Genomic DNA, 15311 nt, shown 5'->3' with positions numbered 1-15311 from the left:
CGTTTTCTGAACAAACCTCGCATTTCTTATTATAGGGCTCACGTCACTAAAGAAAGTAATCCATTAATAACGGTTAAACAGATATTAGGAGAGCATTTCGATTTAACCTAAAGCTCAATCAAAATACACACAGAAATAAAAAGGAGCTGGATTTACAGTGTAAAATCAGCTCCTTTTTATTTCATTTACAGTGTAAATTTCCCTTTATTGTTTACAGTGTAAATCGTTCCAAATGTGTCTAACTTCGTCCCTTAACTGCTGCTCAACTTGCCTTCTTCCAGGTAAACCAAATTGCTGAGCACATTCAGTCCAACTACGGTTAAGAAAAAGCTTACTGATCATCAAGTCGGAAGCGGAGTTCAAACCTAAGTTAAGTAACCACTGCTGAAGCCAAGCAGACACGGACTCATAACTGTTACCACCATCAGCATAGCATTCAATTAGTAATAACTTAGCGGGATGAAGTGGACTCATTCCCAAAGGTTGCGGTAATAGAGCTCGAAAAATTGAGGCTTCTAATTTTGGATAGACGTCAGCCACATTGTTAGACAACATTTCTTCAAATAGCGCCTGAGATTCATCGACCCAAGCCGTCTGTTTGGAATCACAAGCTTTGACCATCAAGACTGAATAACAACCGCTAGCAGCATCGCGCATTGACCCTAAGCGAATTGCACGGAAGTTCGATTGTCGCCAGAAATGGACCAACTCTTCCGTCGCACCGAAACTCGTGGATAAGTAAGCAATGTGTTTAGCCGACATTTGATCAAGTTGCTGCAGCATTTTTTGACCGATGCCTCTTCCTTGCAATTCCGGATGAACAGCAATTCTCATGACTCGCAGCGTCGATAGATTCGCGACATTCGGAAATCCTAATTGGTTTGCAATCGTAACTGGGGCTAAGTGTCCTTTAGGACGACGCTTACCAAGCTGAATTTCTTCAACCAATTCAGCGTCAAGCCCCCCCTCTTCGACCGCTAATATTACCCCCACAACCGCATTATCTTGCTTAGCAAAATAGAGCTGACTGTTGTCGTCTTGCAAAAGGTGAATCAAATCATTCGGCGAGGTCTGATAATGAGCATTCACCAAAAGAGCAAAGCACTCGCGCAGCAAACTAGGCTGCGATATCAAATCGTCCTTATCGGCTTTAGAAAGGGAAATTGAGTCGACCTGGTTAAGTTGATGGTGCATTAACTCCGCATCCAACAAAAACGCGTCATAGAGCCATGATTCGAGTGCATCATTCATGCTCCAGCGGATGGGCTGTGTCATGTGCCATGTTTTCATTCCCAAACGCTGTTTCTGAAGCCAATCAACAAATTTAATCGTAAAGCCCCGGCCACAACCTTCATAACCGTGAATAGTCGTAGAAAAAACGAGTCGATGATAATGTTCGGTAATGATTTTGAGCATAGGAACTGGAATTGCAGCCGCTTCATCGACAAGTAACAAATCACATTCAGGTCGGCTCAATAGAAGTTCGTCAGGAGCAATAAATTGAATGGCTCCCTGCCCTAATTCTAATCTGTCCTTCTTAATACGCTGTGCGTTAGGGAGTAAACGTAAAGCATGTTGGTAAACAGGCTCAACAGCTTTTATAGATGGTGCCGTAATTAAGATTCTAAGTGGCTTCTGCTGTAATAAGTTCGCACACGCAATGCCGAGGGCGCTTGTTTTTCCGCGCCCACGATCAGCGGTCAAAACTAACGGTCGCTTTCGATGTCCAGTTACCACCTTTTCAATTAGAGAAATGGCATGTTCTTGTTCCGTGTAGTGGCTTTCTTTTTCTGCTTGCTTGATGTCTGGAGCCGTTGGCAATGCTTTGTCTTGCTCAATAACAACGAGCTTCTCCCATTGTTTGTGCATCCATTGCTGAGCAAAATTCGTAGGTTGTCGCGACTCAGTAATGACAATAAGAAGACCACCGCCAACCAATGAACCAAGCGCGGCGGTAAAGCTATTTGCGTCAAAACCATTTCGAGCATCAAACAATAGAACGTCACACTCTCTGCCTAACAACATGTGCCCTTGTTTAGGCGAAACACTGTATGCGTTTTCCAAACCAAAATCGCCGACACAAAACCAACGTTGATACATCTGTGTTTTATGGAACTCTGACACCAATGCATCTTGCCAAGAAGACTCGCCTTGAATAACGATGCCGAATCTTTGGAAAGATTGGTGAGCTTGTTGTTGAAGTGATGAAAGGAAATCAGATTGTGTCTGCATTTTGTCTATCCAACGTTGAACTGACGCAATGGTATCACATCTTTAATTTGACGCTTCTCAGATATAAAAAAACCGCCCGGGGGCGGTTGATTCAATCATCTTTTGTTATTGCAGCTTGTTTTGCACAAAGGCAAGAATCTCTTCCATCAAGCTGTCGTCAACTTTCTTCAAGTTCAACGCCAGACTGCTACCTTTTCGGCTGTAGCTTGCTCGACCTTTTACTAAGTCGACTTTTTCGGTCTTCTTGCCAGGTTTTGCTGGTGCAAGCTCAGCAATCCAGTTTTCGATGCTTTCCGTGACTTCTTTTGTCAGACGAGCAACGCCTTGAGCTGTGCTTCGCTGCCATAAAAAGCCTTCGCTAGAGCGACACTTATCTAACAGCTCTTGCTGCTGCTCTGGCGTCAACGTTGAAAACTGTTTGTGCAGTTTCACGATAGTTGGACGACCAAGATCGCCGACATTGGGATACGCTTGAAGCAGTTCTAACGGTAATGCCGCCGCTTTTAAAGCGCCACTTACCAACGCTTCACTGCACTGGAACATTTTCGCCAATGCTTTCTGATCTTCAGCTTCACCACTATCTAGTTTAGCCTGCATCTCTTTACCTTTTTCGTACAAAGAGAGCGGCTTGTGAGCATTTGCCACATCAGACAAAAACTTTGCATGGTCAGTATTGATATTGTCAGCAACATAAACCAAAAAATCTTGCTCCGCGAGGATACAAGACATGCGACGACGGCTACCATCTAAAACTTCAATCTTGCCATCTTTAGTTCTACGACCCACCGCTGGATATTGTTGGCCACGCTCTTTGAGTGTGACTAAAACATCAGATAAAGCATGTTCGTTTAAGAACGATTGCTCACGAGCGTTATCAACAAACACCGTTGTTTCTGTCGCGACTTTCTCTGCAGGAATACGAACAAGTTCAAACTGAACAATGTTTTCACCTGCGACAGCTAGCTCAATCGTTTGAGCTTTTTCTTTTGCCGCGGTTTGCGCCTCTTGTGGAGTCACAACACGACGTTTATTCGTTTTGCCAAATAATTTCGCGTTTAATTCAGACGTTTTCAAAGCCATTTACTTATTACCCCTGATTCAATGACGGCCAATTAGAATGCAGCACACGCTCTAATTCCAGTGCGCTTTTATGAACAGCATCTTGTGCGGTGGCTAGCGTCTTCTTACCGCCTTCAAAATCGCTTACTGTCAGATCAAATACTGTGCTGTAGGTATCGGCACAGGTTTCAAACGCACGGCTACGAGGGATAGTAGCCATCATAACTTGGTCACCTAGAAGATAGTTCATTTCAGTTAAAACAGAAACTTGCTTCTTATTGTCGTCCTCAAACATGGTTGGCATCAAGCGAACAAACTCAAGACCATTCCAGTCTTCCGGAAACATTTCATATACCGTAGGCAAATGCTGGAAGAAGTTTACTGTTGAAGCCCAGTCCAGACGCTTAGCCGCACAAGGGATTAACAACGCATTTGATGCATACATCGCATTCCATACTAGTGGGTCAACGTGTGGGCCGGTATCAATCATGATGATATCGAAGTCATCAGCAATTTTATCAATCAGTTGCTCTTTTAGCAGACGAACGATATCGAGTGATGGATCTTCAGATAGCGTTTGCCATGCTTCAGCATTAAACATTGCGTCTTCTGGAAACGCTGAAATCGACTTTAAGTTCGGGTATTGCGTTGGCAGCAATACGTTTTTACGCAAAAATTCACTGTCAATTTCCACACCATCAGGCACGTTACCCAACATAATGTCTACCGCAGAATAGATATTATCATGCTCTGCCATGCTGATTTGCGGGTTGAGGAATAAACGTAGTGAGCCTTGTGGGTCTAAGTCGATTAAACAAATACGGTAGCGTTTATCCAAATTTAGCGCTAAACATGCCGCTAAATGGACCGCTGTCATTGATTTACCTGTACCACCCTTCTGGTTCTGCACGTTAATAATCCAAGGTTTGTTACCTGAATTCTTCTTACGCTCATGAAATTTAGGCACTTCAGCCGCATCCATAAGCATATGTGCTTCTTCTAACGTAATTGAATAATGATTCGCGTTATTTTTAGTAAATTGATGGCCAGCCGCTTCCATCTTACCAATCGCGTCATCGAGCTTACGACGAGTTAAACCTGAACGGGTTTCCATCATCGCCTTAGACATTGGTGGGAAGTAGTTATCGCTTCGCTCTTCTAAAACAATTTCAATACGGTCAGCTTGAACCTGCTGAGTCAGCTCCGCCAACTCAAGAAGGTTTTCAATCGTTTTTTCTCTTTTCATGCCAAATTCCGTTGGAAGGATTTATGCTTGCAATTGTACAGCAATAAAGACCAAAAACAACAAAAAGGTGCACGAACATTTTGAATAACCATCACATAAAAAAACACTCAAATCGACGCTTTTATGATTTATGGTAAAAAACATAACTATTTTTAATTAAACAATCTTCGAATAAATGGACACCTTAAACTTAAAAATAAAAGTGTTACAGCGTCACTCATTTACAATGTAAATCAATTTTCTACCGGAACGATTATATTCTTAAGCTAAATTACGGATTATGTTAGGCCAACCTAATTTAAACAAAAAATAGAAAGCAATCTTTCAACATGAACGCTAATAACAACCTTGATCATGTATCCGAGCCAAAAAGGGCAGTTCAAGTGATGTTCCTATGGAAGTATGATCAAGGCATACTTATGATCATGCTTCCATGATAAAACACAAATACGAAAGCATGATCATGGAAAAATAGAGTAGACGAGGGTGTAAACACGCGGATTAAATAAGATCCATCAATCGGAAATATGATCAAGCTATAGAATCTCTCGGAAGCATGAGTTTTTGTCTCTAATTTACGGTTGAATGCAGTCAGAATGGGGGATGGAGAAGAAATTAGTGGATAGAGAAGCCGGAACAATGAAATTGTTCAAGTGACTATGATAAATCTTACTCTCATGATCATGCTTCCTAAGAATAGTCCGAAACTAGGTTTTACTGCGGAATAAGAGCTACTTGGATGTATTTTCATCACATGCGTAATTTATCATCAATATTGTCTCCAGAACGATAGCTATCTCAGCTCTTGATCATCGATCCGAGTATCAATAACATCGACAATGCTCAATAAAATTCTCATTAAGATCATTATTAAACACAGCATCTGTGGATAACCTGTAAAAACATCATGATCATCGTTTCAAGACTCTTTTGATCATCTTTTCATAAACTTAATGATCATGCTTACGAGCAAATGTGATCATGCTTTCAGGCTATTGTTGATCATAGTTTCAGAATTAACATGATCATAGTTCCGACATGCATGAAAATAATCACTTTATAGAACATGCACTTAGCGGGAAAACGATAGCCAGATCATTAGATCATATAATCAATTAAGATCAGATTAATCAAAAAGATCAGTTATTTAAAAAACAATCTTTTTTCTTTATTTATGATCTGTTTTTCTTTATTCTTCGGAACCATAGCACAACTACGGCTAGTGTGATCTGGATCTAAAATGACGGCTGATGAAAAAATTCTGATTAAAGCACCTAGAAGCCATAAGGATGGCCATCTTTTTGAGGTACATGAATCCTCTGCAGATTGGGTAGAGCAGTACCAACATTTCAAAGGGGTGACCAAAAGCATCTTAGAGTTGCTTAATCTGATCTCATTGCGAGGTTTCAGCAGCAAAGATGGATTGGTTTCAACCACAGAGATTGTGGAAGCAACGGACGGACAACTCACTCGTGCAGCTCTGCAACAACGCTTACGTGCAGCAGTAAACATTGGTTTGTTTACTCAAACTCCAGTGCGGTTTGAAGAAGGACTTGCTGGTAAGACGATGTTACATAAGTTTGTTAATCCTAATCAGCTTATTTCAGTGTTGGGTGCAACAAGTCTTGTTACAGACAAAGTACGCCAAAACGAAAAGCAAAAACGTTCAAAAGCATTGGCTCAAACCAAAGTGAACAAGCGTTTGTTGAATGAACATGGGTTGAATACCCCTCCAACGATGAAAGATGAAGCCGATCAATTTGTCGTGTCTCCAACGAATTGGGCTGGGATCATTGACCAAGCACTTGCACCACCAAGAACTCGAAAAAGTTATCAGAAATCCATGGTGTCGATCTCTGGCACAAAAGCGGTTATTGAAACGCGATCATCCAAAAATATCATGACTGTGGATGATCTGATGACCTTGTTTGCTCTGTTCACGTTGACCGTGCAATACCATGATCATCACAAAGATCAGTATCAACTCGACGCAGCACACGTGCCGAACAAGACGCCGTTATACATTACTGATATTTTGTCGCTTCGAGGCAAAAAAGACAGTGGTCCAGCACGTGATTCTATTCGCGACAGCATTGATCGTATTGAGTTTACCGATTTCCAGCTGCATGAACTTACTGGTCGTTGGCTAAGTGAAAACATGCCAGAAGGATTCAAAAGTGATCGTTTTCGTTTTCTTGCTCGAACCATCACTGCGTCTGAAGAAGCGCCTGTAGAGGGAAGCGATGGTGAAATTCGTATCAAGCCAAACTTGTACATTTTGGTTTGGGAGCCTTCGTTTTATGAAGAACTATTAACGCGTGATTATTTCTTCTTGTTCCCACCAGAGATCTTGAAGCAACATACTTTGGTATTCCAACTGTATTCTTTCTTCCGTAGCCGCATGGTGCGTCGTCATACTGACTGCATGCTGCTGAGTGAATTAAACCAGAAGCTGGCACGTAACATCGAATGGCGACGATTCTCGATGGATTTGATCCGAGAGCTGAAGCGTTTATCGGATGGTAAGGGAACGGATGAGCTGTTTGTCGTGAATTTGTGGGGTTATCACCTGACAATCGAAACTATGATCGAGAATGACAAATTGATGGACTACCAGATCGATATTAAATGCGATGTGGAAGAAGTCTTACGTTATTCACGTGCGCGAACAACCAACGCAGGAAAGCGTAACATGGCGCCTACGCTGCCAAACCCACTTCGTAATGAGATGGTTACCCGACAACAGCTTGAAGAGCTCTCAGGCATCATAGACGGCGAATTTGAGCCTATCCAACGCAAAGCGCCATCTCCAAGAGGGAATTTAGGCCGCCGCGTGAAGCAAAGAAAACACCTGGTAGAGATCAATGCAGACGAGATCACCATTACTTTATCTAAATATACCTCACCAGAGGCTCTAGAACGCAGTATAACGGCTTTATCTGCGATGACAGGGCACTCGTATGCCTCAATCAAAGAAGAGTGCTCTGATTACATAGAGAAGCTTGATTGGCTAAGGGTAGGGGATGAGCCAATTCCTTATGAGACATTAAGCAAAACCGTCGAGCTGTTTAACACTCAAAATGATATTAAGCATCTTACCATTGAACGCTTGATTGCTGGATTAGCGGTACGTAGGAAGGTGTGCCGTCAAATCTTCGATGGCCACATGGATGAAATGGTATTCCGCGCTCTGGATGAAATGGCGATTTAAAAGCGTTGCTTGATGTGTATCAAGCAATAGGCGTGGCGTATTGATTTGAAATGTAACAATGTCTTTCGATGATAAAAAACAGACTTAACTCTAACAAATCACTGACATTAGGAGCCAAGCCTGAGACTACTATTTATCACGAATAGACAACCTTTTGTCCTTTCTGATGATTAATAGATTGGCTCATATTGTTACATTCATTCTGAATAGACTTCGCGAGTTTCTCCTCAGGAAACTCGCTTTTTTTTACCTCAAATTCCTCAAAGTAAGCCTTGATCATTTTTCCAGATTAATGAGATAAACCTTGATCATGCTTCTTGGCTTCATTCCAATGTAAAGAACGCATCAAAGCAACATGCGACTCGATCAAGTTATGTGCTTGTTTTTGCCACTCATTTTGATCACATTGCTGATTACAAAACTCTAACGCTAAAACGGTAAGGTGCTGAAGTCGCTTTAAACACCAATCTTTGATCAGAATATCGGTCGATACCTGACATGCCGCTTGCTCGAGCTTTGCGCTCGTGTAAAGCAAGGTTTGATACGCTTTTTGAGGATCTCGGTACCTAGCATGTTGAAACACACGTAAACAACCGTCTAGCCAGCAAGCAATCGCTTTGCTTTGAACTTCGTTCAGTTCTGGACCAAACACGCCGTCGGGCGCTTGATATAAGATCGCTTCCAGTTTTTCAACTTGATCATGCTTCCGATGTTCATACCACATGGCGATCTGATCTTGCCAAGTCCTCAATTCCATTACGCAGCCTCAGTCCATTGTTTTACATAGTGATTGGGTCCTATTTGATCAAATTCGTCGACAATGATGCTGCTACGACTACGAATTTCATCGGCATCTATCGAATAGTTTGGTTCACTTTTCACTAAGTTACCAAAAGGAAGATCTGGATCGGGAACGGCTGAAATCAATAGTTTGGTGTACGGGTGCTGCGGATTCTTCAGTATTGAGTGTGTATCACCCCATTCAACGATTTGCCCTTTGTACATCACAGCTGTTTCTTCCGCGATGTAGTGTGCGGTCGCCAAATCATGAGTGATGTACAAAAAGCCGATTCCTAGCTCTTGCTTCATGCGCTGCATTAGATTCAGTACCCCGAGGCGAATGGAGACATCCAGCATCGATGTTGGCTCATCCGCAAGAATGATTTGCGAACCGACGGCGAGAGCACGTGCTAAGTTTACTCGCTGACGTTGTCCACCACTAAGCTCGTGAGGAAACTTATTTAATGTCTCTTCAGGTAGTTCCACCAGCTTTAAAAGCGCTTCCAAGCGGGCAGGAATGTCACGCTCGCTTTGGATTTGCTTATGAATCTTTAAAGGGCGTGTGAGATGATGGCGAATGGTATGAGTTGGATTGAGTGAGCCAAACGGATCTTGAAACACCATTTGTACTTTACTGCGATACTCTTGGAGCGCTGAGCGTGACGTAATCTCATTGATATTAGTGCCATTGAAAAGGATCTCGCCTTCTGTTGCCGGATAGACTTTAGTGATCAAGCGAGCACACGTACTTTTACCGCAGCCTGATTCTCCAACCAAAGCCAGCGTTTTTCCTGCATACAGATCAAAGCTCACGCCTTGGAGCGCACGGAAGGTTTCCTCTTTCGCTAAACCACCGCCTACTCTGAATTCTTTAATCACGTTTTTCATTTGGATGATAGGCTGATTCATGATTGCGCTCCTGGTCGCTCTGGTTGTTTGTGGACGTCGTGGATGTTTGGGAAAGAAGCCCATAGCTTTTGTGTGTAGGGATGTTGAGGATTATTACGAATTTCGTATGCCTGATTAACTTCGACGATTTCTCCATGCCGCATGATGGCAATGCGATCACACAATTGGCTCATCAGCGCCAAGTCGTGCGTAATAAAGAGTACTGAGAAGCCAAATTCATCTCTAAGCTGATAGATTTGCTGTAAAATCTCCCTTTGTACCACCACATCTAAAGCGGTTGTGGGCTCATCCATAATGATCAGCTTAGGGTTCAAAGACAAAGCAATAGCAATCACCAAGCGCTGACGCATTCCACCTGAAAATTGGTGAGGGTATTCCGTTAACCGTTCTCGTGGAATATTGACCAAGTCCAATAGTTTTTCTGCTCGATCTTTCGCTTGAGCGTTGGTGAGTCCTTGGTGATGACGCAATACGTCTGCGAATTGCTCTTGGATCGTTAAGACAGGGTTGAGTGAGTTCATCGCGCTTTGAAACACCATGGCGATTTCACTCCACCTCAGAGCGGTTAGCTCAGAATCTGAGAGGCTAAGAATGTCTTTGCTATCAAACAATATTTTACCGCCAGAAATGAACGCTGGCGGCTTATGGAGACGATTGATCGAGAATGCGATCGTGCTTTTGCCACACCCCGATTCACCAGCAAGTCCAAATACTTCTCCTTTGCCGATATCGAAGCTGACGGATTTTACCGCATTGAAATCACCATGATCGGTGATGTAATCGACGCATAAATCTCGGATCTGGATGACCGGATTATTGTGGTATGCATGATTTAAGTTAATACCATCCATATAAACACCTTACTAATGTAAAAGATAATTATTATCATTATCAGGTGTGATGGTTTTTAGAAAGTGGCAAGCGGTGAATCAGTGAAGTGACTCGAAAGTTAGGCGAAATAAAAAGTGGTATCCGGCGTTGTTAATGAAGTCAAGGAAGACGAGAATTGAGAGCTGGATCAGCACACTTTTCTTAGGGGGAATTATTCAAATCTAATCGTAAATTTGCCCCTTGGCAAAACTTAAATGATGGATCTATTAAGGAGTTAACGAAAGGGCGGGAGGGGTCACATTTCCCTACAGTTTTTCTTACCACCTCGTTCCTGTTTTGCTATAGATTACGCATCGAAAACATGGTGTGTTCGGAGGAAATATGTCCATTAATTCTATCGACCATGACGAGATGACCAACATCGCTCACAAATGGGAATTACCTGATGAAGAAGCCGTTGTGAAGCCTGAGAAAACAGTGAAATCAGCAGAAGCCAGAAGACGCATTGAAGCGCTACGTGAAATCCGTGAAAGTGGATTGACCATTGAAGAAGCAAGGGAGCTTGGCTTGATACACTGATTGCTCTAGTTTGGTATAGCAATCCATAGGGTAGTCGTCGGGCTGCCCTTTTTATTTTTCGCTCCATTTTAGCCATTGCGTCTTACCACAACATCTCACATCTCTTTATTTTTCTTATCCATACGTTCTAATTCACCTCTATTTCACCTAAAAAGTTCTAGATCCAAACTCATTTTCATCTGTGTAGAAGTTTGACAATCTTACCTAGCGTTACTAAAAGATATATAAATAGCGATATGCTTTTTGTTGATTATCGCGACCACAAAGCAAGGAGCGCGAGTATGGTTGACCAAATCCTTTTTTATGAGCCCGATGAGCCCCACGGTTTTCTTTCCAACTTTTGCCATGCCCCAGTTAATATATCCTCCCAAACTTGGCCCACCAGCGAACATTATTATCAAGCCCAAAAGTTCCTCGATGCGCAGTTACAAAGCAAAATTCAACACGCGAGCACTCCCGATGAAGCATTCGCCTTAAGCCGAAAGTACGAACATTTCGTCAGAAGTGACTGGGAGGATATGAAGTTGGCCGTTATGGCTTTCATCGTTAGAGAAAAGTTTCTGCAAAATCCACCTTTAGCGCAGCAGTTAATGAGAACGGGTAACGCTTGTCTTACAGAGCATTCTCACAAAGATGCCTTTTGGGGGGATGGGGGAGACGGTAAAGGAGAAAATCATTTAGGAGAAATTCTGATGAACGTTCGGGCTGAGCTGAGACATGTCGAGCCCTACAATCTCGTGAAGTTCATCGATAAAGCCAAATTGCCAACCCAATGGGGCACATTTATGATGTATGGCTTCGTTGAAACTGCCACGAACAAAGAGCATCTTGCCCTCGTGTATGGGGAGCCTGCAAACAGCGCTGCACCGCTTATTCGGTTGCATTCGGAGTGTCTTACTGGCGATGCCTTGTTTAGTACACGTTGCGACTGTGGTTTTCAGCTCAACAGGGCGCTACAAAATATTGTCGAAGAGGGATGTGGTGTACTGCTTTATTTGCGTCAAGAAGGACGTGGTATTGGCTTGATTAATAAAATTCGAGCTTATCACCTCCAGGACGATGGCGCCGATACTGTAGAAGCCAATGAACGTTTGGGCTTTGCTGCCGATATGCGTGATTACGCATTCTGTAAAGGGATGTTAGAGCATTTGGGCATTGATGCGGTGCGACTAATGACGAACAACCCACGTAAGCTGGCTGCGTTAAAAGCGGTTGATATCAACGTCATTGAGCGTGTGCCCTTGCAAGAAGGTAATAATCCGAGCAATCAACACTACTTGCAAACTAAGGCGAGTAAATTAGGGCACATGTTTGATCCTAAGTTTGTCAATCACACCAAGTAAAGCATCATCTATGTCATCAATAGATGAAAACGCCATCGATACTATCGTTGGCGTTTTCATTCGTTAGGCCATTTATTGATATCTTTGAATGATCTCATCAATTTCGCCCGATGTTTTTAACTCAACCAAACGTGTATTGATGTAGTCCTGAGTTTCTGGTTGCATTTGGGGCGAAAAGGCCAAATAGATTGAGTAGTCGGGGATAACTGAACTGAAAGGTTGGATCTGAAAATCCTCAAGTGGCAAATTGAGGCGTTTTAAGTTGTACATAACGCGCGATTCCATTTCGACGAAGGCTGTATCTCCTGGTGTTCGGGTTACTACTCGATATGCAGCCTCATAATCTTTCACTCGCATTTCATTCACACTACCATCCTCAAAGAATGGGATTAAATTCGGATAATCAAAACCGAGTAGCAATACGATAGATCGGCCATGCATGGTGTCCATATTCTTGAACTCTAACGGTTTCTCACTACTAGAGACCAATACATGTTTTACAGTGTAAATGGGCTCTTCAGACAAATTTTCTGATTGCACCTTGCCCCAATTTGGGCTGCCGTAAGTTAGCCAGTTTGGTTCGCCACCTTCTTCTAATATGGAAATCATTCGTTTAAACGGATAAGTGTGATAATTCACCTGATAATCCGATTCAGCGAAAATGGCACTGACTATGTCAGTCACAATCCCGGAATGCATTTGCCCCTGTTGTTCTATTTGAAATGGCCTTGCTTGGTCGGCGATAACGTAATAGTTCACTTCAGCGGCAGTAGCATAAGTTCCTATCGCAATAAAACTAAAAGCCAATCTAAGTAGAAGTCTTTTCATCGTATCCTCGATTATTATTTACGCGTGGCTATATTTAGAGTAGCGCAAGTTTATCGGAGCGATTTCATATGGATGAAAAAGAGCGATCTCAACGTCGATTTAGTATCGGTAACCAACTTATGTTGGCGGTGCTAACGTTGAGTTTAATCTTTACCGTCATTATTTCCGCTGTGAGTTTATATCGAGTTTTTAACGAAGATGTAGCCCATTTGCACGTCGAGCTAAAGCAGGTCGAATCCAGTTACTTATCGAGCTTTTCTGCCAGCTTATGGGTGGAGGATAGGGAGCTGTTACTCACTCAGGCAGAGGGCGCAATGCGCATGCCCTCTGTGGATTATTTACGTATTGCTAATGAAGATGAAGTTATCATCGAACTGGGCACCGCTCTTTCTGAGGATGTCGTAGAAAGAAGTTGGCCGATGCAATATCGTGTTGGTGATAAAACCTATGATCTGGCGACATTGACTGTTCAGGCGGATCTGAGCTCGATTTATGAAGATCTTTGGCAACAATTTTTTTTCTTGCTCACGACAGAAGCGATCAAGATCCTATTGCTCATAATTGGCGTGCTTTGGGTCGCCTTCCGCCTCTTGGTCAATCCTCTCCAACTGCTTTCTGGCGCAGTGAGCGATTTTAGTGGCGGGAAGGTCCCAAGCAAAGTTACGCTCCCAAAGCGTTGGTGTTTTGATGAAGTGAGCGTGTTGGCGGAGAAATACAACCGAAGCGTTGAGAAAGTCCGTGAACATCAGACTGAGCTTGAAGAAGAAAGAGATAGAGCGGAAGTCGCCAACCGCAAAAAAAGTGAATTTCTTGCCACCATGAGCCATGAAATTCGAACACCGATGAATGGCATTATTGGTGTCGCTTCATTACTGGGTGACACCAAACTCGATCCTCAGCAAAAAGAGTTTGTAGAGATCATCGATAGTTCTTCTCACTCTTTAATGACGATCATCGACGATATTCTCGACTTTTCTAAAGTAGAAGCAGGTAAAGTCGAATTAGAAAATGCGAGTTATGATCTGCGCCGTATTTTGGATGATGTGAGCAGCTTACATACCGTCAAAGCCAAGCAGAAGAATCTGCAATTGCTTAGCGATATTGATCCTCACTTGCCAGCGGAAGTGCAAGGTGATGCTGCGCGCTTAAAACAGGTATTGAACAATTTGTTGAGCAACGCGATCAAATTTACTGATCGTGGTCATGTGAAGCTTCTTGTTGAGTTAACACGTCAAGAGCATGATGTCGCCATGATTCGATTTCGCGTCGTTGATTCTGGCATTGGTATTGCGAAAGAGAACCAACAAGCGATCTTCGAACGTTTCCAACAAGCCGATGGCAGTACAACCAGAAAGTACGGTGGTACCGGCCTTGGTTTGGCGATTGGTGCTCAGTTGGTGAACTTAATGGGAGGAGAAATCCAGCTGACAAGTGAGTTGGGGCTCGGTAGTTGTTTTGAGTTTTCGATTCCAGTTGTAGTAAAAGCACGGTCTACCTACTCGGAACGACCTAATGTTTTGACGTTTCCAAAAGTTGAAGATAATGAAACCAGCCTCCAGCATGACAATCAACCTTGGGTATTGATTGTTGAAGATACCATCGTAAACCAGAAAGTCGTGCGTATTATGTTGGAAAAGCTCGGCGTTCGAGTGAGCGTCGCAAATCATGGTGAAGAAGCGCTTCAGCTATGTGAGAAGCAAGCTTTTGACTTGGTGTTTATGGATTGCCAAATGCCAGTAATGGATGGCTTCATTACTACTGAGCGTATTCGACAAATGGGAGAGTGGGGGAAACACGTTCCCATTATTGCGTTGAGTGCCAATGTTATTAAAGAAGATCAACAACATTGCTTTGACGTCGGTATGAATGAGTTTGTCGCCAAACCTGTGACCAAAGATCGGTTGCATCAAATATTCGAGCAGTTTTTACCAAAAGCGCTGAAAATCAGTGCGGGTCCCAAATAGTTAACTTGAAATTGATCAAGTTAAGTGCGTTTCTATTCTGCAATTGTAACTCTGTATGCTATAGTGCGCGGCTAGTATTTAAAGTACCTTGAGGCTGTAAATGTCGTTCAATCTATCCCTATTGCCGCCTGATGAAAAAAACAAAATCGAACTGGATAAACAAGCGTCGTTTTTGGTTTGGAAGCTCAGAGAGGCCAAATCTGGTCCTGAAGCAATAGAAGAACAGTTGTCCAAGATTAACGATGCTGATGAAAAAGCGTTTTTTCAGCAATCGGTCGAAAAGTACAAACGAGTAATGGGTGTCGCTTAACGCGAATCGTGACAACGGT

General features: G+C 42.9%; 12 protein-coding genes. 5 read left to right on the top strand and 7 right to left on the bottom strand.

What is annotated here, in order from left to right:
* Positions 1-204: 204 nt before the first annotated feature.
* From FKN08_RS15185 to FKN08_RS15175, 3 genes are all read right to left on the bottom strand, one after another.
* The gene (locus FKN08_RS15185) at positions 205-2232 is read right to left on the bottom strand and encodes a GNAT family N-acetyltransferase (RefSeq protein WP_170892443.1); all 2028 of its coding nucleotides are present in this window, start codon (positions 2230-2232) and stop codon (positions 205-207) included.
* 105 nt (positions 2233-2337) lie between these two features.
* Positions 2338-3312: a ParB/RepB/Spo0J family partition protein gene (locus FKN08_RS15180; RefSeq protein ID WP_006740903.1), complete on the bottom strand. Its 975-nt coding sequence runs from the start codon at positions 3310-3312 to the stop codon at positions 2338-2340.
* Positions 3313-3319: 7 nt separating this feature from the next.
* On the bottom strand, positions 3320-4537 hold the full coding sequence (locus FKN08_RS15175; RefSeq protein ID WP_005374503.1) for an AAA family ATPase: 1218 nt from the start codon (positions 4535-4537) through the stop codon (positions 3320-3322).
* 1240 nt (positions 4538-5777) lie between these two features.
* Between FKN08_RS15175 and FKN08_RS15170 the strand changes: the two genes are divergently transcribed.
* The gene (locus FKN08_RS15170; RefSeq protein ID WP_170892442.1) at positions 5778-7748 is read left to right on the top strand and encodes a replication initiator protein RctB domain-containing protein; all 1971 of its coding nucleotides are present in this window, start codon (positions 5778-5780) and stop codon (positions 7746-7748) included.
* A 289-nt stretch (positions 7749-8037) separates the two neighbouring features.
* Here FKN08_RS15170 and FKN08_RS15165 read toward each other — a convergent pair whose 3' ends face one another.
* Genes FKN08_RS15165 through FKN08_RS15155 form a run of 3 tightly spaced genes read right to left on the bottom strand, consistent with a single transcriptional unit; the run spans position 8038 to position 10288 of the window.
* Entirely contained in the window at positions 8038-8505 is a 468-nt protein-coding gene (locus FKN08_RS15165) for a transcriptional regulator (RefSeq protein ID WP_170892441.1), read from the bottom strand.
* The gene (locus FKN08_RS15160; RefSeq protein ID WP_170892440.1) at positions 8505-9437 is read right to left on the bottom strand and encodes an ATP-binding cassette domain-containing protein; all 933 of its coding nucleotides are present in this window, start codon (positions 9435-9437) and stop codon (positions 8505-8507) included. The genes FKN08_RS15165 and FKN08_RS15160 overlap by 1 nt, the downstream gene beginning before the upstream one ends.
* Positions 9434-10288 (bottom strand): ABC transporter ATP-binding protein, encoded by an 855-nt coding sequence (locus FKN08_RS15155; protein ID WP_170892439.1) that lies wholly within the window; start codon positions 10286-10288, stop codon positions 9434-9436. The genes FKN08_RS15160 and FKN08_RS15155 overlap by 4 nt, the downstream gene beginning before the upstream one ends.
* A 361-nt stretch (positions 10289-10649) precedes the next feature.
* Between FKN08_RS15155 and FKN08_RS15150 the strand changes: the two genes are divergently transcribed.
* Both FKN08_RS15150 and ribA read left to right on the top strand, forming a co-directional pair.
* Positions 10650-10847 (top strand): hypothetical protein, encoded by a 198-nt coding sequence (locus FKN08_RS15150; RefSeq protein ID WP_005392088.1) that lies wholly within the window; start codon positions 10650-10652, stop codon positions 10845-10847.
* Positions 10848-11128: 281 nt separating this feature from the next.
* The gene (gene ribA, locus FKN08_RS15145; RefSeq protein ID WP_006740907.1) at positions 11129-12190 is read left to right on the top strand and encodes a GTP cyclohydrolase II; all 1062 of its coding nucleotides are present in this window, start codon (positions 11129-11131) and stop codon (positions 12188-12190) included.
* 72 nt (positions 12191-12262) lie between these two features.
* On the opposite strand, the gene FKN08_RS15140 is transcribed toward ribA, so the two are convergent.
* A complete protein-coding gene (locus FKN08_RS15140; RefSeq protein ID WP_047009717.1) occupies positions 12263-13018 on the bottom strand; it encodes an ABC transporter substrate-binding protein in 756 nt (251 codons plus the stop codon).
* Positions 13019-13086: 68 nt separating this feature from the next.
* On the opposite strand from FKN08_RS15140, the gene FKN08_RS15135 reads away from it, so the two are divergent.
* Together FKN08_RS15135 and FKN08_RS15130 are read left to right on the top strand one after the other, a co-directional pair.
* Positions 13087-14982, top strand: coding sequence for an ATP-binding protein (locus FKN08_RS15135; RefSeq protein ID WP_170892438.1), 1896 nt, complete (start codon positions 13087-13089; stop codon positions 14980-14982).
* 100 nt (positions 14983-15082) lie between these two features.
* A complete protein-coding gene (locus tag FKN08_RS15130; RefSeq protein ID WP_005374484.1) occupies positions 15083-15292 on the top strand; it encodes a DUF3283 family protein in 210 nt (69 codons plus the stop codon).
* The last annotated feature ends 19 nt before the right edge of the window (positions 15293-15311 follow it).

The sequence above is a fragment of the Vibrio sp. 1-2 (7-a) genome (genome assembly GCF_013048515.1).
In the GTDB taxonomy this organism is placed as follows: Bacteria; Pseudomonadota; Gammaproteobacteria; order Enterobacterales; family Vibrionaceae; genus Vibrio; species Vibrio diabolicus.
Note: the sequence above shows the minus strand (reverse complement) of the source record. Positions and strands in the feature narration are given on the sequence as shown.